A 23,336-nucleotide genomic window follows, 5' to 3' on the forward strand; every position below is an offset into this window, starting at 1 on the left:
CATCGATAGGGTTTCCGCATGACTTTGACGCTCCTTCCCGCCGTCGACGTCGCCGACGGCCGGGCCGTCCGGCTGGTGCAGGGCGAGGCCGGCACCGAGACCTCCTACGGCGCGCCGCTGGAGGCCGCGCTCGCCTGGCAGGGGGCGGGCGCGGAGTGGATCCATCTCGTCGACCTCGACGCGGCGTTCGGGCGCGGCTCCAACCGGGAGCTGCTCGCCGAGGTGACCGGGAAGCTGGACGTGAAGGTGGAGCTGTCGGGCGGCATCCGCGACGACGCGTCGCTGGAGGCGGCCCTCGCCACCGGGTGCGCCCGGGTCAACATCGGCACCGCCGCGCTGGAGGACCCCGCCTGGTGCCGCAAGATCATCGCCTCGCACGGCGACCGGATCGCGGTGGGGCTGGACGTGCGGGGCACGACGCTGGCCGCGCGCGGGTGGACGCGGGAGGGCGGCGACCTGTGGGAGGTCCTCGCGCGGCTGGAGGACGACGGCTGCCCCCGGTACGTGGTCACCGACGTCACCAAGGACGGGACTCTGCGCGGCCCCAACACCGAGCTGCTGCGCGAGGTCTGCTCCCGGACGGACAAGCCCGTCGTCGCCTCCGGCGGCGTCTCCTCGCTGGACGACCTGCGGGCGCTGGCCGGGCTCGTCCCCGACGGCGTCGAGGGCGCGATCGTCGGCAAGGCCCTCTACGCGGGGGCGTTCACGCTGGAAGAGGCCCTGGAGGCCGTGAAGTGACCGTCGCCGTGCGGGTGATCCCGTGCCTGGACGTCGACGCCGGGCGCGTGGTCAAGGGCGTCAACTTCCAGAACCTGCGGGACGCCGGCGACCCCGTGGAGCTGGCGCGCCGCTACGACGCCGAGGGCGCCGACGAGCTGACGTTCCTCGACATCACCGCCTCCAGCGCCGACCGCTCCACGACCTACGACGTGGTGCGGCGCACCGCCGAGCAGGTGTTCATCCCGCTGACGGTCGGCGGCGGCATCCGCACGGTCGAGGACGTCGACCGGCTGCTGCGCGAGGGCGCCGACAAGGTCTCGATCAACACCGCGGCGATCGCGCGGCCGGAGTTCCTGCGGGAGGCCGCGCACCGGTTCGGGTCGCAGTGCGTCGTGCTGTCGGTGGACGCCCGGCGCGCCGCGGGGACGCCGTCCGGCTTCGAGGTCACCACGCACGGCGGCCGCAAGGGCACCGGCATCGACGCGATCGAGTGGGCCCGTCAGGGGGCGGAGCTCGGCGTCGGGGAGATCCTGCTGAACTCCATGGACGCCGACGGCACCAAGGCCGGGTTCGACCTGGAGATGCTGCGCCTCGTCCGGGAGGCCGTCACCGTCCCGGTGATCGCCAGCGGGGGCGCGGGGGCGGTCGAGCACTTCGCCCCCGCCGTGGAGGCGGGCGCGGACGCCGTCCTCGCCGCCAGCGTCTTCCACTTCGGCCAGCTCAAGATCTCCGACGTCAAGGCCGCGCTGGGCGCCGCCGGCAGGCCCGTTCGCTGAAGAGGAAATCCCCCCGTATGAACATCGCTCTCGCGACCTTCTCGCTGCTGCCCGACGGAAGCGACGACGTCCAGGACCTGATCGGCGCCCTGGCGGCGGAGGGCGCCGCCGCCGAGCCCGTCGTCTGGGACGCCGATGTCGACTGGTCCCGCCGCGACCTCGTCGTCATCTGCTCCACCTGGGACTACACCGCCCGGCGGGACGAGTTCGCGGCATGGGCGGAGAGCCTGCCCCGCGTCCTCAACTCCGCCGCGATCGTGCGGTGGAACACCGACAAGCGCTACCTGCGCGACCTCGCCGACGCGGGCGTCCCGGTCGTCCCGACCCTCTGGGATCCGGACGACATCCCCTCGCAGTGGCCCGAGTACGTCATCAAGCCCGCCGTCTCGGTCGGCGCGGGCGACACCGCCCGCTGGGGCCCCGGCGAGGAGGACGCGGCCCGCGCCCACCTGCGCTCGCTCCGCGAGGCGGGCCGGACGGCGATGGTCCAGCCGTACCTGTCCGCGGTCGACACGGCCGGTGAGACGGCGCTGGTCTTCCTCGACGGCGAGTACAGCCACGCCGGGCGCAAGGCGCAGATCCTCACCGCCGGGGCGGGCGTCCAGGGCTCGGTCTGGGGCGACCCAACGCGCGGGAAGGTCACCGCGTCCACGGCGACGGAGGCCGAGCTGGAGCTGGCCGCCCGCGCCCTGGCCGCCGTCCCGCACGGCGACGATCTCCTCTACGCCCGCGTCGACATGATCCCCGGCCCGGACGGCGCCCCGATGCTCATCGAGCTCGAACTGACCGAACCCGCCCTCTACCTCCGCCACGCCCCGGGGAGCGCGGAGAGGCTCGCGAAGGCGATCATTTCCCGGGTGCGCTGAGCCGTCTCCGGGGCGCGGTCACGGGGCCTCCTCCTCGGGGGCCGGGGCCGCGGCCTCGGGGGAGCGCGCGGCGACGGGAAGGATGATCGCGGACGGGTGGTCGGGGTCGTGCAGGACCTCCTGCCGGGCGGTGACCATTCTCGTCGCGGCGGTGGCGAGGGGCTCCCCGGTGCCGGGGTTGGCGGCGACCTTCGGGTGGGCGCCGCTGGTGACGTGGACGCGGACGCGGTGGCCCTGCTGGAACCGGTGGCCCGCGGGCCACAGGTCGACGGCGAGGCGGAGCACCCCGCCGGTCCCGACGGGCGCCGCCGAGGCGGAGGGCAGGCGAAGGCCGCCTTCGCAGACGTTGCGGGACGTCCCGTCCGGGGAGACGTCGCAGAGCCGGACGACGAAGTCGGTGTGCTCGCGGTCGGAGCGGACGAACAGGTCGGCGCCGACCGGGCCGATGACGTCCAGGTCGGCGTCGAGCGGCGCGGAGGTGAACACCAGCACGTCCGGCCGCCGCTCCAGCGGGCGGTTGTCGACGGGGCGGGAGCTGCCGAGCAGGGTGGGGCCGCCGAGCGCGGGCGTCGGGCGGGCGGGGTCGAAGCGGTAGGCGCTGGGTTCGGCGCCGCGCGGGCCGTCCTCGCCGAGGCCGCCGCCCGCGTGCAGGTGCCAGCGCGCGCGCCGCGTGCCCGGCGGGGGCCAGTCGCGGTAGTACCGCCACTCGCGGGCGCCGGTGACGTAGACGCGGACGGGGTCGCGCCGCAGCCCGGACGGATCGCCTTGCAGGTGGGCGCGGAACCAGGCGAGCGACTCGCGGATCGCCGGGAGGCCGTGCCGCGCGTCGGTGTGCCACCAGGGGCCGATCGTCAGGTACGGGACGCGCCCGGCGGCGCGCAGCGCCAGGTAATCCTTGATCATCCAGGGCAGGAACACGTCGTACCAGCCGCCGAGGAGGGTGGCGGGCGCGGCGACCTCGCCGACGGTGGCGCTGAAGTCGCGGGTGTCCCAGTAGCCGCTGGCGGCCCCGTGGCTCGCGAGCAGGTCCTGGTAGAAGCGCATGGGCTCGCCGCCGGCCAGCACGTCCAGCTCGGCGAGCGGGCGGCCGGAGCGGGCGGCGCGCACGGCGCGGCGACGCGACGTCAGCGGCGCGGTCAGCATGCCGAGCCGCCGCTGCTGGCGGTGCGTGAGGCCGGTCCAGGTGAGGGTGGACTCCAGCGCGAACGACCCGCCCACGTAGGCGGCGTCCCGGAAGGTGGACGCGGTGATCTGCAGGGACATCGCCTTCAGCTCGGGCCCGGCCTCGGCGGCGATCGCCCAGGCCGCGTAGCCGAGGTAGCTCGGCCCGAACGTGGCGAACGAGCCGTGGAACCAGGGCCGGCGCTTCAGCCACTCGACGGTGGCGAGCCCGTCGGTGCGCTCGCTGCCGAGGGGGTCGAACTCGCCGCCGGACCCGGAGGTCCCGCGGGCGCTCTGCACGACCAGCTGGAAGCCGAACGGGACGAACAGCAGGCCGTTGGCGAGGGCGGCGGGGCCGCGGCGCCCGTAGGGGGTGCGGACGAGGATGGTGGGGGGCCGCTCCACCCCGGCCGGGACGTACCGGTCGGCGAGGAGGACGACCCCGTCCGGCATGGTCGCCGGAAGGTCGCGCTCGACGGTGTAGGGGGCCAGGCCCCACGGCCACGGCAGACCCGCCGGCCAGGAAAGCCCCGCCGGCCACGGCAGGCCCTTCGGCCGGGGCAGCCTGATCGGCGGGACGGGCAGTCGGTCCCAGGGCGCCATGCTGTCTCCGAACGCGGTCCGCTACTCCTAGCGAGGTTACCGACCCGTCCCGCGGCCCCGGTGGTCAGGTGCCGGTGACGAGCGCCCACGGGTCGGGGGCGGCGGCGAGCGCGGCGCCGAGTTCGTCGGCCCAGGCGGTCTCGCCGCCGTACTCGTCCCGCCACGACCACAGCCGCAGGGTGACCCGGCGCAGGGGGTGCTCCTCGGTGGCGCCGAGCGCGCCGTGCACCTGGTGGGCGATCGCGGCGACCGCGCCCGCGGCCCGCGACGCGTTCGCCTTGGCGGCCGCCACGGCGACCGGGTCGCCGGGGGCGCGGACGGCGGCCCGGACCGCGACGTCCGCGACCGTCGCCTCCCCGGCCAGCTCCGCCAGCATCTGCTGGACGGCCTGGAACCGCCCGATCGGCCTCCCGAACTGCTCGCGTTCGCCCGCGTACCGGACGGACAGGTCCAGCGCCCGGGCCATCGCCCCGGTCAGCTGGACGGCCCGCGCCAGCGCGCCCCGCCGCAGCAGCTCGGCCGCGTCCACCGCGCACGGCGCCGCCTCCCGTGCCGGGACGCCGGACAGGACGACGTCGTCGCGCGGCTCACCCGCCACGTTCGCGCCCGCGGTGATCTGCGCCCGCGCCGGATCGACGACGGCGACGAGACCGCGGCCCAGGACGACCAGGGACCGCGCCTCGCGTGCCCGGGGGACCCGGCGGAACGTCCCGCTCAGGACGGGGCCGTCACGGCCCTCGACCGCCTCGACGTCGCCGGACATGGCCGTGAGAGCGCCGGGGGCCGCCCGCAGCCCCGCATCGGCGAGCAGCCGCCCGGCCAGCAGCGTCTCGGCCAGCGGCACGTCCGCGGCGTGGTACCCGGCCGCGCGCAGGACGGCGGCGGCGTCGGCGAGGCCGCCGCCGCTGCCGCCCGCCTCCTCCGGCACCCCGGCCAGCGCCAGACCGGACTCCTCAAGCGCCCGCCACGGGTCGTCGCCGGCGAGGATCTCGTTCGCGGTCTCTTCCAGCAGCCCCATCAGCGCACTCCCAGGCCGCGGGCGACGATGCCCCGCAGGATCTCGTTGGTGCCGCCCCGCAGCGTGAACCCGGGCGCCTGGACGACCGACTCGGCCAGCGCGCGGGCCAGCGGGTCGGGGGAGCCGGGGTCGGGCTCCACGCCCGCGTGCTCGCGCGCCGCCTCGACGACCTCGCGCTCGAACCGCGTCCCGAGGTCCTTGACCAGGGCCGCGGCCAGCTCCGGCGTCTCGCCCCGGGCGAGGGCGCCCGCCACTCCCAGCGACGCCTGCCGCAGCGCCCACAGGCGCGCGGTCAGCGCGCCGAGCGCCCGCCGCGCCGCGGGCCCCGCGGCGCGGCCGTGCAGGAGCCGGATGAGCAGGAACGTGCTGAGCAGCCGCTCGGGGCCGCCGCGCTCGTAGGCCAGCTCGGCGGTGACCTGCCGCCACCCGTCCCCGGCGCGGCCGAGGACCAGCGCGTCCGGCACGAACACGCCGTCGAGGACGACCTCGTTGAAGTGGTGCTCGCCGGACAGGCCCCGGATCGGCCTGATCGCCACGCGGTCGTCCGGCAGGGGCACGATGAACTGGCCGAGGCCCGCGTGGCGGTCCTGCGAGCGGGGCGCGCTCCGGGCCAGGACGAGGATCGCGTGGGCGATGTGCGCGCCGCTCGTCCACACCTTGGTGCCGTGCAGCCGCCACCCGCCGCCGTCGCGCTCGGCGCGGGTCCGGACCGATGCCAGGTCGGAGCCCGTGTCGGGCTCGCTCATCCCGATCGCGAAGAAGCACTCGCCGCGCGCGATCGGCGGCAGGAACCGCCTCTTCTGCTCCTCGGTGCCGTGGGCCAGGATGGACGGGCCGGTCTGCCGGTCGGCGATCCAGTGCGCGCCCACCGGGGCCCCGGCGGCCAGCAGTTCCTCGACCACCACGAACCGCTCCAGCGGTGAGCGCCCGTGCCCGCCGTAGCGCTCGGGGAGCGTCATGCCCAGCCAGCCGCGCTCGCCCAGCAGCCGGCTGAAGGCGGGGTCGGCGCCGGTGAGCCAGCTGTCGCAGCGGGCCGTGAAGGGCGTCTCGGCCAGGAACTCCCGGACCCGGGACCGCAGCGCGGCGGTCTCGGGCGGGAGCGTGCCGGGGGTCAGGCCGGGCAGTGCCGCCACGTGCACCTCCTCTGTCCAGGGGGACGTTACAGACATTCCCCAACCTGTCGGTCAGCGGCCCCTTACCGGAGGCCGCCTGGCGGGGCGGTCGGTTCTCTGGGATCGTGGTCGTTCGGCACAGGCGTTCCGCAGGGGGAGAAGACATGTGGCCCGGGTCCAACCCACCGATGGGACCGCCGCCCAGGGGACCGGGCCGACCGGGCCCGGGAGAGGGCTGGACGCCGCAGCGGCGGCGCGTCGGCCCGAGCGCCGGGTGGTACGCGCTGCCGATCGCCCTGGTGCTGGTCGCCGTCATCGGGTTCGCCACGGTGCTGGCGTTCCTGTGGGACGACTCGGAGGTCGCCGGAGGCCCTGCGGCCGTGGGCGACCCGGCGTCCGGGGTGACCGTCCGGCTCACGGAGGGCTACGGCTACTTCGTCTACGTCCGGGAGGGCGGGCCGTCCCCGTACGCGTGCCGGGTCGAGGCGGGGGAGCGGTCCGGGCCCGTCCAGCTCACGCGCAAGAACTCCTGGAGCGCCTCCGACCACGCGTCCTACCGCTACACCGCCACGTTCAGGGCGCCGGTGTCGGGCGACGCCCGGCTGACGTGCCGGGGCGCCGAAGGGCCGATCCTCGTGACGCCGGACGACACCGCCGACGGCTACCTCGGCCTCAGCCTGCTGACCGCGCTCGGCCTCGGCGGCCTCGCCGCCGTCGCGTTCATCGTGACCATCCTCAGGCGCAGCGGCGCCGGCCGCCGGGCCGTGACCGCCGAGGGCCCCTACTACTGACGGCCCGGCCCCGGCCGGGGGCCGTCGCGAGCCGGGCCCCGGCTCATGCCGTCAGCTCGCGCTCCAGCGGGGTGCGGAACCGGGGGATGGCGCGGACGTCGCCGTACCACTCCGCCATGCGGGCCGCCTCCCGCACGACGGCGGCCCGCGCGCCGGCGCCCACGTCCTCCAGGAGGCGGAAGACGATCTCGCCGTCCCTGCGCTGCGCCCACCCGCCGACGATGCGGCCGTCCCACCAGACCGACGGCCCGATGTTGCCGTTGCGGTCGAACAGCAGCGGGCCGTGGGCGCCGAGGAACCAGCCGCGCTCCTGCCAGCCCATCGGCGTCGGGTCGAGCGCGGGCAGCAGCGCCGCCCACGGCTCCGGCGCGGGCGTGGGCTCCAGGTCGTCGGACAGGACGAGGCCGGTGGCGCCGCCGAGGTCCACCTCGGTGACGTCCAGGAGCGCGAGGGCCTTCTTGACGTCGCCCGCGCTCCAGCCCGTCCACCACTTCAGGTCGGCCGCCGGCGCGGGCCCGAACACGCGCAGCCAGCGGCGGACGAGGTCGGCGCGGGCCTCGGCGGCCGGGAGCGCCTCGATGCCGCCGGGCAGCCACGTCTCCATGGGCGACCACACGTACTGGCTGCTCGTCCACGACCCGTTCGGCCGCCCCCGCACGATGCGGCCCTCGCAGCCGAGCGTGACCAGCACCCAGGTGGTGATGTTCGTGGCCCGCGAGTAGGACTTGCCGGGCGCCATCTCGACCTGGGTCCGCAGCATGGGCACGTCAGCGCTGAGCTGGGCGCCCGTCGCCCGGCCGCGCGCCAGCAGCGCCTCGTGGGCGGCCTCCTCGGCCCGGACGAACAGGGCCGGCCCGTCGGTGACGTCGCTGCCGCGCTCGATCATCCGCGCGTAGGTGGCGCGCTGCCTGGCCGCCAGCGCGTTCGCCGTGGACGCCTGCAGCACCGGGACCAGGTCGGTCGGCGCGACGAACATCGTCCGGCGCATCGCCAGCATCCGCAGGAGCGTGCGGTCCTCGTACAGGGCCTTCTCCATGGCCGCCGGGACGGCGTGGACGCTGCGGGCCGCGACCGACAGGTGGACGGTGGCCGGGTCCGTGGCGTGCAGGACCAGCACGGACCGGACGATCTCGAGGACGTCGTCGGTCCTGGCCGGCGCGCAGAGCCGGTGGCGGAGCGCGAGCCGGGCGCGGCGCTCCGCCGTGTTCATCGAACGCATGAGCGAATACTAGACCGGTCAGCCGTTGTTGGAGATCTTCACCACCACCTGGTCCTTGGTGACGGACTGCACCGAGATGTCGAAGCCCTCGGCCTGCTGCCCGTCCCCGGCCGGCACCGTCACCGTCTGCCCGCCGATCTTGAGGGTGACCATCTCGCCCTGCACCCTCACCAGCTCGGCCTTCACGCCGAGGATGGACGCGCTCGCCTCGACGCCGCGGTCGAAGGTCACCGTGCAGGAGTTGACGTCGCAGGAGGTCTTGCTGTTCTCGCCGCCGCACGCGGCCGCGGCGCCGAGGGGCAGCAGGACGAACGGGAGAACGGCCAGCTTCCGCCGAAGGGGAAAGGAGGTCGAGGTCATGCCGGGGAGTCTAGGCGCGCGGGGCGGCCTTCCGCGCCCTCCGCGAGGCGGATCCGCGCCGCGCGGATCCGGCACCTCGCGACGAGCGGAGGTCGCACTGCGCGGTGAGCGGAGGTCGCACCGAGCGGTGAGCGAATGTCGCACTGCGCGGTGATGGCGCTGGATCTCGGGATGACCTCGTGTTTCGCTGGGCGGGTGAACTTCACCGAAGGGGCCGGCGCCGCCGGAGGGGCGGGCTGGGACGACGCCGTGGACGCGCCGATGCTCGGCCCGGTGGTGTGCGCCGCGCTCGGCATGGAGGCGCGCGCGGTCCGGCGCGGCCTCACCCGGACCCCGGTCGTGGTCGTCGGCTACCGGGCGCGGCGCGCCGACCGGCTCCCGGCAGCCTGCGCCGCCCTCGTCGTCGCCGGGTTCGGCGGGGCGCTCGACGAGCGGCTGCGGCCCGGCGACGTCCTGGTCGCCGAGGAGATCCGCGGCGTCGGCGCGGGCGGGAAGGCGGTGCCGTGCGCCGCGCCGCGCCTGCTCGCCGAGGAGCTCATCCGGGACGGGCTGAGCGCGCAGGTCGGCCCGCTGGTCACCACCGACCGCGTCGTCAGGGGCGCGGAGCGGGCCCTGCTGGCGGCGCAGGGCGCGCGGCTGGCGGACATGGAGTCGGCGCTCGTCGCCGAGCGCGCCGGACCGCTGCCGGTCGCGGCCGTCCGCGTCGTCGTCGACGGCCCGCGGCATCCGCTGTGGCACCCGGGCATCGTCCGCCGAGGGCTGGCGGGACGGCGCGTCCTGGCCCGGATCGGGCCCGCGCTGGAGCGCTGGAGCGCCCTGCTCGTGCGGGGCGAGGAGGGCACCAGCGAGGGAAGCGCCGCCGGCCGCGCCTGACCACCGCTCAGCCGTGCCCCGCCCCGTGCCCGGGACCGTGGGCGTCGCCCTGGACGATCCTGCCGCCGAGATCCCCGCGCAGCGACTCCAGCGTCTGCTGCTGGCTGACCGCCACCCAGCGCGCCCCGACCAGATACGTCCCGCCCCACGGCTTGGCCTCCTCCAGCCAGGCGTTCATGCCGTTGTCGGAGGTGAAGCTGAGCAGGACGTAGCGTCCTCGCGCGGTCTTGCAGTTCCCCTGCTCCAGATCCTCGACCTTGCGTTTCCCCGTCAGGGAGCAGTCCGTCCGCTGCGCCAGCTCGGCCAGGCTCGCCGGTTCGGCGGCCTTCCCGCCGGACGCGTCCGGCCCGGCGGAGCAGCCGGCCGCCGGCGGCACCGCCAGCGCGGCCGCGCACAGCGCGACCGTCTTCAACAAGCCGAGATGGTGTCGGGAACCCATCGCTCTTCCTCTCCGGGGTGGGACGCGCGATTCGAGGGAGGAATACGCGCCCCGCCCCGGAGAGGTTCATCCGGGCTCAGATCACCGGGGGCTCAGGGCATCATGCGGGCGCCGGCGGCGGCGCGGACGCCGGGGTCCTCGGCGTCGTCGTGGTGGAGCCGCTGCAGCCGAAGCGACGTCTCGCCGGTCAGCGGCGCGGTCCGGGCGGCCTCGGCCCGGACGCCCTCCTCGCAGTCCCACAGCCCTTCGACGGCGTAGGACTCGGCGGTGTGGGGGGCGGTTCTCGTCAGCGCGGTCAGGATGCGGGGTCTCAGATAGGCATAGGTGGATTCGGCCCAAGCGGTCTTCAACAGCGGGACGGCCTCGCCCGCGCGCAGGCGCCCCAGCCCTTCGATGGGGCTCGCGGCGTCGGCCCAGTCGCGCCGGGCGACGGCGGCGTTCAGCTCGTCCATCAGCAGGGGGATGTCCTGGCGGGTGCCGTAGCGGGCGAGGATGCGCAGCCCCATGTCCGCGCAGCCGCCGCGCTGCGCCGCCCACATCCGCGCCCGCGGGAGGGTCTCCGGCCCGTACTCGCGCAACGCCCGGCACACCGCGCCGCCGAACCTGCTCGGCCGCTGGGGGAGCAGTTCCTCCGCGAGGTCCAGCAGGGCGAGCGTCCGGCGGCGGCCCAGTTCGAATATCGCCGCTATGGAGCCCTCGCCGCGCCGCCGCGCCAGATCCAGCAACTCGGCCTCGCTCTGCGCGTCCTTGCCGGGGGCCGGCACCATCGCGCGCCGCGCCGCCCGTCCCGCCTCCCGCTGCCGCGCCAGCGCGTCCGCCACCCGCGGCTGCCGCGCCGCCCACGCCTCGATCACCGGGTTGTGGCGGCCCGGCACCAGCAGCGCCAGGTCCGCGTCGTCGCACCGCGCGGCGACCAGGGCGTCCAGCCCCACCGCCAGCGACGGATCCTCAAGATCGATGAGCTCGGCCACCGCGTCGAACCACTGCGCGCCCTCCTCGGCGTACCGGCGCAGGGGCCCGGCGGCCTCCCGCCGGCTCAGCCGCACCAGGTCGGCCAGCACGCCCAGCGCCAGGTCCACCCGCCACTCGTCGGGGTCGGTGTGGTCGGACGGAGCGAACAGATGCTCCGCCACCGGCCCCACCGGCAGCTCCAGATCCACCATCAACCGGGCGTAGTACAGCCGCCGCGACTCGCACTGCCGATCCCAGCGCGGATCCCTCCGGACGCACGCGTACACGTACTCGCCCGCGCCGGGCTTGTCCGCCGCGCGGCGCGCGGCCCTCCCGAGCCCGCGCTGCAGCTGACCGTGCAGCGTGCTCGCCGATTCCAACATGACGTCGTTGCTCACCTCAGCAGAATGCGCACTGGACCAGATATCGGGCAAGTGCTTTAGCGTGCGTTTACCCAGCGAGTGGCCCTGTGGAACCCGTCACAGGCTCCGCTGGGCGACCCAGGAGGCGTGCAGATCGGCGTACACGCCCGGCTCGGCGACGAGTTCGGCGTGCGGGCCGCGCTGCACGATCCGCCCCGCCTCGAAGACGATCACCTCGTCGGCCGCCTCGGCCGTGGACAGCCGGTGCGCGATCGCGATCGCCGTGCGGCCCCGCGTCACCCCGTCCAGCGCCCGCTGGATCCGCACCTCGGTGGCCGGGTCCACGGCGGAGGTCGCCTCGTCCAGCACGAGCAGGTCCGGGTCGGCGATGTAGGCGCGGGCCAGCGCGACGAGCTGGCGCTCGCCCGCCGACAGCGACTCGCCCCGCTGCCCCACGGGCGTGGCGAGGCCCTCGGGGAGGCCGTCCAGCCAGTCGGCGAGGCCCAGCTCGGTCAGCGCGAGGACGAGGTCCTCGTCGGAGGCGTCCGGATGCCCGTACCGGATGTTGTCGGCGAGCGTCGCGTCGAACAGGAACCCGTCCTGCGGCACCATGACGATCCGCTCGCGCAGCGACGAGAACCGGACGCGGTCCAGCGGCACGCCGTCCACGAGGACGCGGCCCGACACCGGGTCCATGAGCCGGGTGAGCAGCTTGGCGAACGTCGTCTTGCCCGACCCGGTCTGCCCGACGATCGCGACGCGGCTGCGCGGCGCGATGGCGGCGCTCACCTCGTGCAGGACGGGCGGACCGCCCGGGTAGGCGAACCCCACCGACTCGAACCGCACCTCGATGGGACCGCGCGGCAGCGTCACGCCCGCCTCGCCGGGGTCGGCGACGTCCGGGGCGGTGTCCAGCACGCCGAGCACCCGCCGCCAGCCCGCGATCGCGTTCTGCGCCTCGTTCAGGACCTCGGTGGCCGTCTGCATCGGGCTCACGAACAGCGTCACCAGGAACAGGAACGCGATGAGCCGCCCGGCCGACAGCTCCCCGGCGACGCCGAGCAGCGTCCCGGCGATCACGACGGCGGCGGTGGCGAGCGCCGCCACCAGCTCGCTGACCGGGAACGTCAGGGCGACCATCGCCTGAGCCCGCGTCTGCGCCGAACGGTAGGACTCCACGGTCTCGTCAACCCGCCGGCCGGTGCGCTCCTCCGAGGCGTAGGCGCGGATCACCGGGGCGCCCACCACCGACTCGCTGACCGCCGCCAGCAGGTCGCCCATCCGCTCCCGCACCCCCATGTACGCCCTCGACAGGATCCGCTGGAAGCGGCGCAGCGCGAACGCCAGCGGCACGAACGCCGCCCACACCAGCAGCGCCAGCGGCCACGAGTAGACGGCCATCAGCACGCTCGCCACGACCAGCTGCCCGATCGACACGATGAACATCAGCCCGCCGGACTGCATGAACTGGCTGATCTGGTCGACGTCGCCGGTCACCCGCGACACCAGCGCGCCCCGCCGCTCGCCGCTCTGCGTGAGCATCGACAGGTCGTGGACGTGCCGGAAAGCCCGCACCCGCAGCGACGCCAGCCCGCCCTCGGACGTCCTGTACAGCCGCACGTTCATCAGGTACGCGCACACGGCCGTCACCAGGACGGCCGCCGCGCACAGCAGCACCGCCGTCCGGATGAAGTCCAGGTCGGGGCCGTCCGGGCGGCCGAGCCCCTTGTCGATCGTCTGCTGGACGGCCACGGGCACCACCACCCGCCCGGCCGTCGACACCAGCGCGAGCACCAGCGTCCCGGCCAGCCCCGCCCGGAACTCCGGGGTCAGCCGCAGCCCGCGCCGCAGCGTGCTGATCGCACCCTCCGCCGCGGTGTCGCTCAGTCCCGGCGCGCTCCCCGGCTTCGGGGCCGCCGTGTCGGTCACCGTCGTCATGCCATGGCCTCCTCGCCGCCCTCGACCGCTTCCTGCTCCGCCTCGGCCCGCTCGTAGGCGTTGACGAGGTTGCGGTAGCCCTCCGAGCCGTCCAGCAGCTCGGCGTGGGTGCCGCGCGCGATGACGCGGCCGTGCTCCATGTAGACGACCTCGTCGGCCAGCGCGATCGTGGCCTTGCGGTACGCGACGACCACGACGGTCGCGCCGCCGGCCTCCTCCGCCTGCGACTCCCGCAGGCTCTGCAGGATGCGCGCCTCGACCTGCGGGTCGACACTGGACGTCGCGTCGTCCAGGACCAGCAGCCGGGGCCGCCGCACCAGCGCCCGCGCCAGCGCGAGCCGCTGGCGCTGGCCGCCCGACAGCGTCGCCCCGCGCTCGCCCACCTTCGCGTCGAGCCCGTCGGCGAGCGCCGCGACGAACCCCTCGGCCTGGGCGAGCCGCAGCGCCTCCCAGACCCGCTCGTCCGGGACGTCCAGGCCGAGCGTCACGTTGCCGCGCACGGTGTCGTCGAACAGGAACGTCTGCTGCGGGACCAGGGCCGCCGTCGCCGCGACCCCGCCGCGCTCCACGTCGCGAAGGTCGACGCCGTCCAGCAGGACCGACCCGTCCTCCGGGTCGACCAGCCGGACGAGCAGCGAGGTGAGCGTGGACTTGCCCGACCCCGTCGGCCCGACGACCGCGATCGTCCTGCCCGGCGCCGCCGCGAACGACACGTCGTGCAGGACGCGGCGCCGCGCGCCCTCACCGGCCGCCTCGTAGGCGAACCTGACCTCCCGCACCTGGAGCTCGGTCGCCGCGCCCGGACCGTCCAGTGAGCCGTCCCCGAACGGCAGCGAACCCGTCGCGTCCAGGACGCCGCGGACCCGCTTCCACCCGACGACGCTGCGCGGCACCTCGCCCAGCACCCAGCCCAGCGCCCGGATCGGCCACGACAGCAGCGTGAACAGGTACGCCACGTTGACCAGGTCGCCCGGCGACATCGCGCCCGAGTCCAGCCGCACCGACCCGATCAGCAGGACGGCCAGCACCCCGAGGTTCGGCAGCGCCTCCAGCACCGGGTCGAACAGCCCCCGGATGCGGCCGACCGCGATGTTGGCGTCCCGCAGCTCCCGCGCCCGCGCGGCGAACCGCTCGGTCTCCGCCGCCTCCCGGCCGAGGGTCTTGACCACCAGGCCGCCCTCGAAGCTCTCGTGCGCGACCTCGCTGACCTCCGCGCGCAGCTGCTGCGCGCGGGTCGCCACCGGGGACAGCCGCCGCTGGTACACCACGTTGATGAGGGCGACGGCGGGGAACACCAGGAATCCGACCAGGGCCACGACCACGTCGGTGACCAGGATCGACACCGCGGCGATCAGCAGCATGAACACCACGCCGACCGCCATCGGCAGCGGCGCGATCGGCGCCCACACCGCCTCGACGTCGGCGTTGGCGTTCGACAGCAGCTGCCCGGTCGGGTGCCGGTGGTGCCACGCCAGCGGGAGCCGGAGGTACTGCCTGGTCACCGCGCGGCGGTAGGACGCCTGGAGCCGGTACTGCATGAGGCCCGCGTAGAACCGGCGTCCCGCGACGCCGAGCGCCTTCATCAGCGCCACCGCCAGGATCAGGGCGGCGGCGCCCGCCAGCGCCCCCGCGGTCGTGTGCCCGGCGTCGAACGCCGGCAGCACGACGTGGCCGGTCGTCCAGCCCAGCACCTGCGCGGTCCCCACGGTCATCGCCGCGTACAGGGCGCTCGCCAGGACCGACAGGGCGAACACCCGCGGCTCCGCCCTCACCGCCACCCACAGGACGCCCATGCCCTCCCTCAGGACGGGCGGGCTGACGCGTCTGGACGCAGGTGGCACGGCGACTCCTCGATCACGGCGGACCCCAGGAAATATCCCGTTGCGGCTGCGGCGGGGGGTTTGTGGGGCTGGATATTCCCTACCATCCGGCCGGGGCGCTTATTCCCGGCCGCCCGGCCCCGGCCTACCATCGGTCGATGAGCACGCCCGACGACGGCCCCGTGCCGTCCGCCCCGAAGCAGGACGGATCCGGCCCGGCGGACCCCGGCCCGGTCCGCCGCGAACGGCTGCTGCTCGCCGCGGCGCTGGAGGAGGCGGGGCCGGAGGCCGCCACCGAGTGCGCCGGCTGGGACGCCCGCGACCTGGCCGCCCATCTGGTCGTCCGCGAAAGGCGCCCCGACGCCGCCCCCGGCATCCTGCTGCCCCCGCTGGCCTTCTACACCGAGCGGGTGCGGCGGCGGACGGCGCGCGCCGTTCCGTTCGAACGGCTGGTGGAACGGTTCGCGCAGGGTCCGCCGAAGTTCTCCCCCTACGCCCTTCCGGGAGTCGACAAAAACGCGAACGCCGTCGAGTTCTTTGTTCACCATGAGGACATCCGGCGTGCGCGTCCCGACTGGGAGCCCCGCGACATCTCGCCGGAACTAGAGGAACTACTCTGGCGACGGATAAAAATTGCCCGCTTTGTCCTAAGAAAAGTTCAGGTCGAGGTAACCTTCGTCCGCCCCGACGGCCGCGCCGCGCGCGTGTCCGGCGGCGGTCGCGGAGCCGTGCGCGTGCACGGCCCCGTAGGTGAACTCCTCCTGTGGGCACTGGGCCGCCGGGACGTCGCGAAGGTGCGCCTCACCGGCGCGACGGACGCTGTCAAGACCCTGACGGAGACCGGTTGGAGTCTTTAACGGGCAGGTAACGGCATGGTTCGCCGAGAGGAGAAACGCAAGTCTTGCGGCTCCTCCGCTTTACGCGGAACCGGTGATACGGTGGGGCGGTCGGTTGCAGTCGTGGTTCTCGATCGTTCAAGACGCCCGCGAACTGATGGCAGCGGGCGTTTTGGCTTTTCCGGGACCGTACCGGGAGGCGAGAGCGTTCCGCAGCGACCGCACGGGCCCGCGAGGTGTGGGCCCAGGTTTTGCCGCAAGGAGAAAGACATGCCCCAGCAGGGCACCGTGAAGTGGTTCAACGCCGAGAAGGGCTTCGGCTTCATCGCCGTGGACGGCGGCGGGCCGGACGTCTTCGTGCACTACTCGGCCATCCAGAGTTCCGGCTACCGCAGCCTGGACGAGAACCAGCGCGTCCAGTTCGAGGTGACGCAGGGCAACCGTGGCCCGCAGGCCGACCAGGTCGTCCCCCTGTAACGCCCGCTAGCCGTACGTGGCAGAGCCCGCCCCCCACCGCCAGGGGGAGGCGGGCTCTGTTTAATTGCGTTTTTCTCCTCCTTCGGGCCTGGCGGCCCTCCATCGTCGAGAAACGCGGGCGATCGCCGGCATCGCTCCGTCTCGCCTTGCGGCTCGCTGCGCGATCAGGTTCTTGCTTCGCTCGAACCTGCCTTTGGACGCGATCGCCATCTCTCAGGCTGTCGCGTGGTTGCTCCGCCGGTTGAGGTCGCTGCGCCCGCTGCGCGCCGGGGCGCCCTTCGGGCCTGGCGGCCCTGGGGCTCGCGTCCGGTGAGTGGTGCTGCCTTGCTCGGCGCTCGGTTCTCGCAAGCTCGAACCCGGCTCTGGAGGCTTGCCGTCACCTCCTGGTTTGTGTTGCTGGCTGCGGTGGTCGGTGCCGCCCTTCGGGCCTGGCGGCCCTAGGGCTAGGCCGTCTTGCGTCGGGCCGCCCCGCATCGGCCCGTGAGCTCGGATTGCCTTTGGGGACCGGTGACCTTCTGTCTGGGGGTTGCTGCCTTGGTGAGGGTGCGGGGTGGGGGTGGGGGGTTGGGAGGCTGCAATAAACTCGGGGGCATGTCCGTGGGAACGTCTGGTTTGGTCGCCTTGATCGCTGCGGTGGTCGACTGGCGGCGCGGCTCATGACGCCTGGGCGTGAACGTGGGCTGACGGCGGTGGTGTGCGCCGCGGGGGCAGGGCTCGCGCTGCTCGCCGCCGGGCGTACCTGGGCCACCGTTCGGGCGCAGGACGCCATCACGCCGTTCACTCAGCAACTGACCGGCGGCGACCTGGGGGGTGCGGCCGGTGCGCTCGGGTGGGCGGGGCTGGCCGGGCTCGCCGCGCTGCTGGCGACCCGGGGACGGGTCCGTGCGGGTGTCGGGATCCTCATCGCCTTGTTCGGCGTGGGGATCGCCTACGCGTCCACGGCGAGTGTGCAGCGGTCCAGTGTGCTGGCTGCGGCCGGGGACAAGAGCGCTCTGCTGAGGCTCGGCGGGCATCCGGTGCTGGACGTCAATCTTTGGTGGCTGGTTTCGGTCACCGGTGGGGTCGTCCTCGCCGTGGGCGGGATCCTCACCGCCGTGCGGGGGTCGCGTTGGCCCGGCATGTCGGCGCGCTACGAGCGAAGCGCGCCGCGCAAGGCGGCGGAGGACGATTCGTCCGCCCTGTGGAAGTCGCTCGACCGCGGCGAGGACCCGACCGCGCACGAGCGGTCGTGAGCGGCGACGGTGGCGGGGTCGTGCTCGTGGTCGAGCACGACCCCGCCGTCGCCGAGCTGGAGCGCCGCTACCTCGCCCGGGAGGGCTTCGACGTCGAGATCGAGGCCGACCCCGCGCGGGCGCCCGCCGCCGCCCGCCGCCGGCGCCCCGACGCCGTCGTCCTGGACCTGTCCACCTCCGCGCTGCCCGTCGACCTGTACCGGCGCGTCGCCGACGCCGCCCGGCCCGCGCCCGTCGTCGCCGTCACCGGGCCCCTCGACATGTTGATCGCGCGCGCCCTCGGCGACCACCGCGTCGAGCGGCCCTTCGGGCCCCGCGTCCTCGTCGCCGCCGTCGCCGAGGCCCTGCGCGACGGCGGCCCCGCCGAGGCGCCCGGCCCCCTGCGCGCCGGCCGCGTCGCCCTCGAACCCCGCGACCGGGCGGCCCTCGTCGGCGATCGCCGCGTCGCCCTCACCGTCACCGAGTTCGACCTCCTCGAGTTCCTCATGGCCAACCCCGGCCGCGTCTTCACCCGCGAGCAGCTGCTCGACGCCGCGTGGGGGCCGGGCGCCGGCGCCGGAAGCCGCACCGTCGACGTCCACGTCGCCCAGCTGCGGGCCAAACTCGGCGACGGCAGCCCCATCAGGACTGTGCGCGGCGTCGGCTACGTCCTGGACGCCTAGGGTGGACGGCGTGACTCGCGCGCGCTCACAGGCGTTCCTGCCGCACGCGGCGGTGCTGGCCGGGGTCACCGGCGCGGCCCTCGTGATCGCGTTCCGGGCGGACCCCAACGAGCCGGGCCACTACCCGGGCTGCCCCTTCCTGGCGCTGACCGGCTTCTACTGCCCCGGGTGCGGGATGACGCGGCTCGTCTACGCGCTCGCGCACGGCCACGTGGGCACCGCGTTCGGCCTCAACCCGCTGCTGTTCGTCCTGCTTCCGGTCTTCGGATACCTGTACGCACGGTGGACGGTCAGGACCGCGCAGGGGCTGCCCATGAGGTCCGCCCTGTTCAAGCCCGCCGTCGCGTATTCGTTCGTCGGCCTTCTCATCGTCTACTGGATCGTGCGCAACCTGCCGTTCGCGCACGTGCTCGCGCCCTGACACGCGCGGCCCGGCCGGCGGGGACCCCGCACGGGCCTCCCGGGTGCGGGACGCGTCGGAGGGGGCGGCTACGATCGGTGCACGGAACGACCTGAAATAGGGGGCCTGCGACCTTGAGCGTTTTGGACGAGATCATCGAGGGCGTCCGGGCCGATCTCGCCGACAGGCAGCGCGAGGTCCCGCTCGACGCCCTCAAGGAGCGGGCAGCGAAGGCCCCGGCCCCCAGGGACGCGCTCGGCGCGCTGCGCGGGCAGGGCGTCTCGGTCATCGCCGAGGTCAAGCGCAGCAGCCCGTCCAAGGGCGCGCTCGCCGCGATCGCCGACCCCGCCGCGCTCGCCCGCGACTACGAGGCCGGCGGCGCCAAGGTGATCAGCGTGCTGACCGAGCGGCGCCGGTTCGGCGGCAGCCTCGCCGACCTCGCCGAGGTCCGCGCCAACGTCGACGTCGCCCTCCTGCGCAAGGACTTCATCGTCACCTCCTACCAGCTGTGGGAGGCGCGGGCCGCGGGCGCCGACATGGCGCTGCTGATCGTCGCCGCGCTGGAGCAGGACGCGCTGGTCTCGCTGGTCGAGCGCGCCGAGTCGATCGGGCTCCTCCCGCTCGTCGAGGTGCACACCGAGGAGGAGGCGGCCCGCGCGGTCGACGCGGGCGCCAAGGTCATCGGCGTGAATGCCCGCGACCTGCGCACGCTGCAGGTCGACCGCGGCGTGTTCGCCCGGGTCGCCCCCCTCATCCCCAAGGACGTCGTGAAGGTCGCCGAGTCCGGGGTGCGGGGCCCGCACGACCTGCTCGCCTACGCCTCCAGCGGCGCCGACGCGGTGCTGGTCGGGGAGAGCCTCGTGATCGGCAAGGACCCCCGGGCCGCGGTCGCCGACCTGGTCGCCGCCGGGGCCCACCCGGCGCTGCGCCAGAGCGGCTGAGACACTCCCGCGACGAGTGGATAGGGTTACGGGCATGCAGGTCGAACCGCTCCGGGAGCGATGGCGGGGCTAGTCCAGGACCCCAGTGACCGGATCAGCTTTCTCCCACGACAGGACGCGTTTTCTCATGACCATGGACACCGCCGCGCGCGGTGCTGGAGCCATGCCCGACGCCACGGGCCACTTCGGCCGCTTCGGCGGGCGGTTCGCCCCCGAGGCGCTCATGGCGGCCCTGGACGAGCTCGCCCACGAGTTCGAGACCGCCAAGAACGACCCCGCCTTCGTCGCCGAGCTCGAGGACCTGCTCGCCGGCTACGCGGGCCGCCCCAGCCTGCTGACCGAGGCCAAGCGCTTCTCCGAGCACGCGGGGGCCCGCGTGCTGCTCAAGCGCGAGGACCTCAACCACACCGGCTCCCACAAGATCAACAATGTGCTCGGCCAGGCGCTGCTCACCCGGCGGATGGGCAAGTCCCGCGTGATCGCCGAGACCGGCGCCGGCCAGCACGGCGTCGCCACCGCCACCGCCGCGGCGCTGCTCGGCCTCACCTGCACCGTCTACATGGGCGAGGTCGACACCGAGCGGCAGGCCCTCAACGTCGCCCGGATGCGGATGCTCGGCGCCGAGGTGGTCCCCGTCCGGACCGGCTCCCGCACCCTCAAGGACGCCTGCAACGAGGCGTTCCGCGACTGGGTCGCCAGCGTCGAGGACACCCACTACTGCATCGGCTCGGTGATGGGCCCGCACCCGTTCCCGGTGATGGTCCGCGACTTCCAGCGCGTCATCGGCGTCGAGGCCAGGCGGCAGTGCGTGGAGATGACCGGCGCCCTCCCGGACGCCGTGGTCGCGTGCGTGGGCGGCGGCTCCAACGCGATCGGCACCTTCCACGCGTTCGTCGGCGACGAGTCCGTCCGGCTGATCGGGTTCGAGGCGGGCGGCGACGGCGTCGCCAGCGGCAAGCACGCCGCGACCCTCGTCGGCGGCTCCCTCGGCGTCATCCACGGCATGCGCACCTACCTGCTGCAGGACGACGACGGCCAGACCATGGAGACCCACTCGATCTCCGCCGGGCTCGACTACCCCGGCGTCGGCCCCGAGCACTCGTGGCTGCACGACACCGGCCGCGCCGAGTACCGCGAGATCACCGACGCCGAGGCGATGGAGGCGTTCGCGCTGCTGTGCCGCACCGAGGGCATCATCCCGGCGATCGAGTCCGCGCACGCGCTCGCCGGCGCGCTCAAGGTCGGCAAGGAGCTCGGCCCCGACGCCACGATCGTCGTCTGCCTGTCCGGGCGGGGCGACAAGGACATGCACACGGCCGCCGCCTTCTTCGGCCTGATGCCCGAGGGAGAGAACGCGTGAGCGCCCGGATCGCCTACGACAAGGCCAAGGCCGAGGGGCGCGCCGCCCTCGTCGGGTACCTGCCCGCCGGGTTCCCCACCTACGAGGGCGCCGTGCAGGCGGCCAGGACGATGGTGGACGCCGGCTGCGACGTCATCGAGATCGGCCTGCCCTACACCGACCCGATGATGGACGGCCCCACCATCCAGGACGCCGTCCACCGGGCGCTCGCCGGCGGCGTCCGCGTCGCCGACGTGTTCCGCACGGTCGAGGCCGTCGCCGCCACCGGCGTCCCGGTCCTCGTCATGACGTACTGGAACCCCGTCGACCGCTACGGCGTCGACCGGTTCGCCCGCGACCTCGCCTCCGCCGGCGGGTCCGGCCTGATCACGCCCGACCTCACGCCCGAGGAGGGCGGGCCGTGGCTGGAGGCGTCCGACGCCCACGGCCTCGACCGGGTGTTCCTCGTCGCGCTCAGCTCCACCGACGAGCGCATCGACACGATCACCCGGGCGTGCCGCGGCTTCGTCTACGCGGCCTCGCTGATGGGCGTCACCGGCGCCCGCAACGCCCTCGACACCGGCGCCCCGCGCCTGGTCGAGCGGACCCGCGCCGTCCTGGACAAGGCCGGCTCGGCCCTGCCGGTCGGCCTCGGCCTCGGCGTCGGCACCGGCGCCCAGGCGGCCGAGGTCGCGGGGTTCGCCGACGGCGTGATCGTCGGATCGGCGTTCATCCGCCGCCTGCTGGACGCCCCCGACCTCGCCTCCGGCCTCGCCGGGGTCCGGGAGCTCACCGAGGAGCTCGCCGCGGGCGTGCGCAGCGGCCGCTGATCATTCCGGACGGCCCCGGGCGTCCGCGCGGGACCGGCGAAACCCGGCTCCGCGCGGACGTTCCGCCAGGTCGCGGGAACTCGCCGCACCCCCGGCCGAGTTGATGGCTTGTGGGGCCGCCGGCAGCCAATAGGGTGTGGTCGCCGGCACAGGCGGTCCCGGGAGGATCACGATGACGCAAGAGATGACGGTGAAGAGCCGGGCCGGGGCCGCGAGGCAGCCGCTGCCCCCCGCGTGGCTCCAGATCACGGCGTGGGCGCTGACCCTCGCCGGGTTCGCCATCTCCGTGTACCTCACGATCTCGCACTACGACGAGGGCGCCCTGGTGTGCTCGGCGTCCCGGACGGTCGACTGCCACGCCGTCACCACCAGCGAGTACTCCACCCTGGCGGGCGTCCCGATGCCCCTGTACGGCCTCGCGTTCTTCGTGGCGTTCGGCGCGCTGATGACGCCGTGGGCGCTGCGGTCGACCTGGCCTCCGCTGCGCTGGGGGCGGATCGCGTCCGTCGCGGTGGGCGTGCTGTTCGTGGTCTACCTGGTGACCGTGGAGCTGGCGCTCCTGCACAAGATCTGCCTGTGGTGCACCGGCGTCCACGCCATCACCGTCCTGCTGTTCCTCCTCGTCCTGGCCGACGAATTCCGGCGGGTCGGCCAGGTCGACTAGTCTCGCCGTCGTAGCGCGCCGCACTGTGCCGGCGCGGGTCCGCACGCTTAGGAGAACCAATGAGCAAGGCCGCACGAGAGCGGTCCGCGAGGGACCGCCTGGCCGCAGAGCGCAAGCGGCAGGCGGCGCGGGAGAAGCAGCGGCGGCTGCTCGCCATCGTCCTCGGGTCGGTGGTGGCCGTGGCGGTGATCGTGGTCGCGACCGTCCTCATCGTCGACCAGAAGAACAAGAACGGCCGGGCCGAGGTGCACCAGGGCGCGCTCGCCCCCGTCAGCCGCCAGGCCGACGGCTCCATCCTCATGGCGCAGTCCGGGGTGAGCAAGCCGGAGCTGGAGATCTTCGAGGACTTCCAGTGCCCGATCTGCAAGCAGTTCGAGGCCGCCACCGGCAAGACCGTCCAGCAGCTCGCCCAGCAGGGCAAGGTCAAGGTCGTCTACCGGCCGTTCCACCTGTTCGGGCAGCAGAAGGACCCCGTCCGGATCAACTCGCTGCGCTCCGCCGAGGCGGCGCTGTGCGTGCCGGCCGGCCAGTGGGTCTCCTACCACGACGCGCTCTTCAAGTTCCAGCCCCCCGAGGGCGAGAAGGGCTTCTCGCCCGACGACCTCGTCAAGTGGGGCAAGGACGTCGGCGTCACCGACCCGAACTTCGAGAAGTGCGTGCGCGACGAGCAGAAGAAGTCGACGGTCGACGCGATGACCAAGTACGCCCTCCAGGACCGCGGCGTCCAGGGCACCCCGAGCGTCTTCCTGAACGGCAAGCCGCTCGACCAGACGCAGTTCATGAACCCCGCCGCACTGCGCGCCTCGATCGACGCGGCGGCCGCCGCCAGCAAGTGACCGGCCGCGTCCAGGACGCCTGAACGCCGAAGCGCCGCGCCGCCCCCTCCCGGGACGGCGCGGCGCGGCGCTTTTCCGCCGCCCGGCGGGGCCGTGCCCGCTACGCTCGT

At 74.4% G+C, this 23,336-nt stretch carries 24 protein-coding genes; 15 read left to right on the top strand and 9 right to left on the bottom strand.

What is annotated here, in order from left to right; genetic code table 11:
• Nucleotides 1–18: 18 nt before the first annotated feature.
• The 3 genes from priA to BKA00_RS03885 are packed head-to-tail and all read left to right on the top strand — an operon-like array spanning nucleotide 19 to nucleotide 2,362.
• On the top strand, nucleotides 19–738 hold the full coding sequence (priA, locus tag BKA00_RS03875) for a bifunctional 1-(5-phosphoribosyl)-5-((5-phosphoribosylamino)methylideneamino)imidazole-4-carboxamide isomerase/phosphoribosylanthranilate isomerase PriA (RefSeq protein WP_185023608.1): 720 nt from the start codon (nucleotides 19–21) through the stop codon (nucleotides 736–738).
• Nucleotides 735–1,496, top strand: a complete 762-nt coding sequence (hisF, locus tag BKA00_RS03880; RefSeq protein ID WP_185023609.1) for an imidazole glycerol phosphate synthase subunit HisF — start codon at nucleotides 735–737, stop codon at nucleotides 1,494–1,496. Before priA ends, hisF begins: the two co-directional genes overlap by 4 nt.
• A gap of 17 nt (nucleotides 1,497–1,513) precedes the next feature.
• Nucleotides 1,514–2,362, top strand: a complete 849-nt coding sequence (locus tag BKA00_RS03885) for an ATP-grasp domain-containing protein (RefSeq protein WP_185023610.1) — start codon at nucleotides 1,514–1,516, stop codon at nucleotides 2,360–2,362.
• Between the two features lie 18 nt (nucleotides 2,363–2,380).
• Here BKA00_RS03885 and BKA00_RS03890 read toward each other — a convergent pair whose 3' ends face one another.
• From BKA00_RS03890 to BKA00_RS03900, 3 genes are all read right to left on the bottom strand, one after another.
• Nucleotides 2,381–4,126, bottom strand: a complete 1,746-nt coding sequence (locus BKA00_RS03890) for a CocE/NonD family hydrolase (protein ID WP_185023611.1) — start codon at nucleotides 4,124–4,126, stop codon at nucleotides 2,381–2,383.
• Between the two features lie 64 nt (nucleotides 4,127–4,190).
• On the bottom strand, nucleotides 4,191–5,144 hold the full coding sequence (locus BKA00_RS03895; protein ID WP_185023612.1) for an acyl-CoA dehydrogenase family protein: 954 nt from the start codon (nucleotides 5,142–5,144) through the stop codon (nucleotides 4,191–4,193).
• The gene (locus tag BKA00_RS03900; RefSeq protein WP_221493006.1) at nucleotides 5,144–6,277 is read right to left on the bottom strand and encodes an acyl-CoA dehydrogenase family protein; all 1,134 of its coding nucleotides are present in this window, start codon (nucleotides 6,275–6,277) and stop codon (nucleotides 5,144–5,146) included. The genes BKA00_RS03895 and BKA00_RS03900 overlap by 1 nt, the downstream gene beginning before the upstream one ends.
• A gap of 167 nt (nucleotides 6,278–6,444) precedes the next feature.
• Here BKA00_RS03900 and BKA00_RS03905 point away from each other — a divergent pair, with 167 nt between their 5' ends.
• The gene (locus BKA00_RS03905) at nucleotides 6,445–7,047 is read left to right on the top strand and encodes a hypothetical protein (RefSeq protein WP_185023614.1); all 603 of its coding nucleotides are present in this window, start codon (nucleotides 6,445–6,447) and stop codon (nucleotides 7,045–7,047) included.
• Nucleotides 7,048–7,090: 43 nt separating this feature from the next.
• On the opposite strand, the gene BKA00_RS03910 is transcribed toward BKA00_RS03905, so the two are convergent.
• Both BKA00_RS03910 and BKA00_RS03915 read right to left on the bottom strand, forming a co-directional pair.
• Complete coding sequence (locus tag BKA00_RS03910) at nucleotides 7,091–8,266, bottom strand: winged helix DNA-binding domain-containing protein (protein ID WP_185023615.1); 1,176 nt, start codon at nucleotides 8,264–8,266, stop codon at nucleotides 7,091–7,093.
• Between the two features lie 18 nt (nucleotides 8,267–8,284).
• Nucleotides 8,285–8,626: a hypothetical protein gene (locus tag BKA00_RS03915; protein ID WP_185023616.1), complete on the bottom strand. Its 342-nt coding sequence runs from the start codon at nucleotides 8,624–8,626 to the stop codon at nucleotides 8,285–8,287.
• A gap of 195 nt (nucleotides 8,627–8,821) precedes the next feature.
• Here BKA00_RS03915 and BKA00_RS03920 point away from each other — a divergent pair, with 195 nt between their 5' ends.
• Complete coding sequence (locus BKA00_RS03920) at nucleotides 8,822–9,499, top strand: phosphorylase family protein (protein ID WP_185023617.1); 678 nt, start codon at nucleotides 8,822–8,824, stop codon at nucleotides 9,497–9,499.
• 7 nt (nucleotides 9,500–9,506) lie between these two features.
• Here the strand turns inward: BKA00_RS03920 and BKA00_RS03925 are convergent, their stop codons facing one another.
• From BKA00_RS03925 to BKA00_RS03940, 4 genes are all read right to left on the bottom strand, one after another.
• Entirely contained in the window at nucleotides 9,507–9,914 is a 408-nt protein-coding gene (locus tag BKA00_RS03925) for a hypothetical protein (RefSeq protein WP_244993765.1), read from the bottom strand.
• Nucleotides 9,915–10,030: 116 nt separating this feature from the next.
• Nucleotides 10,031–11,287, bottom strand: a complete 1,257-nt coding sequence (locus tag BKA00_RS03930) for a hypothetical protein (RefSeq protein ID WP_230298476.1) — start codon at nucleotides 11,285–11,287, stop codon at nucleotides 10,031–10,033.
• An 81-nt stretch (nucleotides 11,288–11,368) separates the two neighbouring features.
• Nucleotides 11,369–13,189: an ABC transporter ATP-binding protein gene (locus BKA00_RS03935; RefSeq protein ID WP_185023619.1), complete on the bottom strand. Its 1,821-nt coding sequence runs from the start codon at nucleotides 13,187–13,189 to the stop codon at nucleotides 11,369–11,371.
• Nucleotides 13,186–14,982, bottom strand: coding sequence for an ABC transporter ATP-binding protein (locus tag BKA00_RS03940; RefSeq protein WP_185033652.1), 1,797 nt, complete (start codon nucleotides 14,980–14,982; stop codon nucleotides 13,186–13,188). The genes BKA00_RS03935 and BKA00_RS03940 overlap by 4 nt, the downstream gene beginning before the upstream one ends.
• 185 nt (nucleotides 14,983–15,167) lie before the next feature.
• On the opposite strand from BKA00_RS03940, the gene BKA00_RS03945 reads away from it, so the two are divergent.
• From BKA00_RS03945 to BKA00_RS03990, 10 genes are all read left to right on the top strand, one after another.
• Nucleotides 15,168–15,866: a TIGR03085 family metal-binding protein gene (locus tag BKA00_RS03945; protein ID WP_185023620.1), complete on the top strand. Its 699-nt coding sequence runs from the start codon at nucleotides 15,168–15,170 to the stop codon at nucleotides 15,864–15,866.
• Between the two features lie 249 nt (nucleotides 15,867–16,115).
• Nucleotides 16,116–16,322 (top strand): cold-shock protein, encoded by a 207-nt coding sequence (locus BKA00_RS03950; RefSeq protein WP_030144886.1) that lies wholly within the window; start codon nucleotides 16,116–16,118, stop codon nucleotides 16,320–16,322.
• 656 nt (nucleotides 16,323–16,978) lie between these two features.
• Nucleotides 16,979–17,554 (top strand): Trp biosynthesis-associated membrane protein, encoded by a 576-nt coding sequence (locus BKA00_RS03955; protein WP_185023621.1) that lies wholly within the window; start codon nucleotides 16,979–16,981, stop codon nucleotides 17,552–17,554.
• Nucleotides 17,551–18,216 carry a winged helix-turn-helix transcriptional regulator gene (locus BKA00_RS03960; RefSeq protein WP_185023622.1) on the top strand — a complete coding sequence of 222 codons (666 nt, stop codon included), beginning with the start codon at nucleotides 17,551–17,553 and terminating at the stop codon, nucleotides 18,214–18,216. The genes BKA00_RS03955 and BKA00_RS03960 overlap by 4 nt, the downstream gene beginning before the upstream one ends.
• Nucleotides 18,217–18,226: 10 nt before the next feature.
• On the top strand, nucleotides 18,227–18,637 hold the full coding sequence (locus BKA00_RS03965) for a DUF2752 domain-containing protein (protein ID WP_230298475.1): 411 nt from the start codon (nucleotides 18,227–18,229) through the stop codon (nucleotides 18,635–18,637).
• Between the two features lie 113 nt (nucleotides 18,638–18,750).
• Entirely contained in the window at nucleotides 18,751–19,557 is an 807-nt protein-coding gene (gene trpC / locus BKA00_RS03970; RefSeq protein ID WP_185023624.1) for an indole-3-glycerol phosphate synthase TrpC, read from the top strand.
• A 127-nt stretch (nucleotides 19,558–19,684) separates the two neighbouring features.
• Nucleotides 19,685–20,917 carry a tryptophan synthase subunit beta gene (gene trpB, locus BKA00_RS03975; RefSeq protein WP_185023625.1) on the top strand — a complete coding sequence of 411 codons (1,233 nt, stop codon included), beginning with the start codon at nucleotides 19,685–19,687 and terminating at the stop codon, nucleotides 20,915–20,917.
• Nucleotides 20,914–21,726, top strand: coding sequence for a tryptophan synthase subunit alpha (gene trpA / locus BKA00_RS03980; protein ID WP_185023626.1), 813 nt, complete (start codon nucleotides 20,914–20,916; stop codon nucleotides 21,724–21,726). Before trpB ends, trpA begins: the two co-directional genes overlap by 4 nt.
• A 172-nt stretch (nucleotides 21,727–21,898) precedes the next feature.
• On the top strand, nucleotides 21,899–22,390 hold the full coding sequence (locus BKA00_RS03985) for a vitamin K epoxide reductase family protein (protein WP_185023627.1): 492 nt from the start codon (nucleotides 21,899–21,901) through the stop codon (nucleotides 22,388–22,390).
• 59 nt (nucleotides 22,391–22,449) lie between these two features.
• Entirely contained in the window at nucleotides 22,450–23,226 is a 777-nt protein-coding gene (locus BKA00_RS03990; protein ID WP_185023628.1) for a DsbA family protein, read from the top strand.
• Nucleotides 23,227–23,336 lie beyond the last annotated feature (110 nt).

Source organism: Actinomadura coerulea, from assembly GCF_014208105.1.
In the GTDB taxonomy this organism is placed as follows: Bacteria; Actinomycetota; Actinomycetes; order Streptosporangiales; family Streptosporangiaceae; genus Spirillospora; species Spirillospora coerulea.

What these genes read in the sequence shown, in the direction of transcription:
- BKA00_RS03955 (WP_185023621.1), top strand. Translation starts at nt 16,979, where the DNA reads ATGACGCCTGGGCGTGAACGTGGGCTGACGGCGGTGGTGTGCGCCGCG.
- BKA00_RS03895 (WP_185023612.1), bottom strand. Translation starts at nt 5,144, where the DNA reads ATGGGGCTGCTGGAAGAGACCGCGAACGAGATCCTCGCCGGCGACGAC.
- BKA00_RS03915 (WP_185023616.1), bottom strand. Translation starts at nt 8,626, where the DNA reads ATGACCTCGACCTCCTTTCCCCTTCGGCGGAAGCTGGCCGTTCTCCCG.
- BKA00_RS03940 (WP_185033652.1), bottom strand. Translation starts at nt 14,982, where the DNA reads ATGGGCGTCCTGTGGGTGGCGGTGAGGGCGGAGCCGCGGGTGTTCGCC.
- BKA00_RS03935 (WP_185023619.1), bottom strand. Translation starts at nt 13,189, where the DNA reads ATGACGACGGTGACCGACACGGCGGCCCCGAAGCCGGGGAGCGCGCCG.
- BKA00_RS03910 (WP_185023615.1), bottom strand. Translation starts at nt 8,266, where the DNA reads ATGCGTTCGATGAACACGGCGGAGCGCCGCGCCCGGCTCGCGCTCCGC.
- BKA00_RS03885 (WP_185023610.1), top strand. Translation starts at nt 1,514, where the DNA reads ATGAACATCGCTCTCGCGACCTTCTCGCTGCTGCCCGACGGAAGCGAC.
- BKA00_RS03985 (WP_185023627.1), top strand. Translation starts at nt 21,899, where the DNA reads ATGACGCAAGAGATGACGGTGAAGAGCCGGGCCGGGGCCGCGAGGCAG.
- trpB (WP_185023625.1), top strand. Translation starts at nt 19,685, where the DNA reads ATGACCATGGACACCGCCGCGCGCGGTGCTGGAGCCATGCCCGACGCC.
- priA (WP_185023608.1), top strand. Translation starts at nt 19, where the DNA reads ATGACTTTGACGCTCCTTCCCGCCGTCGACGTCGCCGACGGCCGGGCC.
- BKA00_RS03990 (WP_185023628.1), top strand. Translation starts at nt 22,450, where the DNA reads ATGAGCAAGGCCGCACGAGAGCGGTCCGCGAGGGACCGCCTGGCCGCA.
- BKA00_RS03905 (WP_185023614.1), top strand. Translation starts at nt 6,445, where the DNA reads ATGGGACCGCCGCCCAGGGGACCGGGCCGACCGGGCCCGGGAGAGGGC.
- BKA00_RS03945 (WP_185023620.1), top strand. Translation starts at nt 15,168, where the DNA reads ATGAGCACGCCCGACGACGGCCCCGTGCCGTCCGCCCCGAAGCAGGAC.
- BKA00_RS03950 (WP_030144886.1), top strand. Translation starts at nt 16,116, where the DNA reads ATGCCCCAGCAGGGCACCGTGAAGTGGTTCAACGCCGAGAAGGGCTTC.
- BKA00_RS03890 (WP_185023611.1), bottom strand. Translation starts at nt 4,126, where the DNA reads ATGGCGCCCTGGGACCGACTGCCCGTCCCGCCGATCAGGCTGCCCCGG.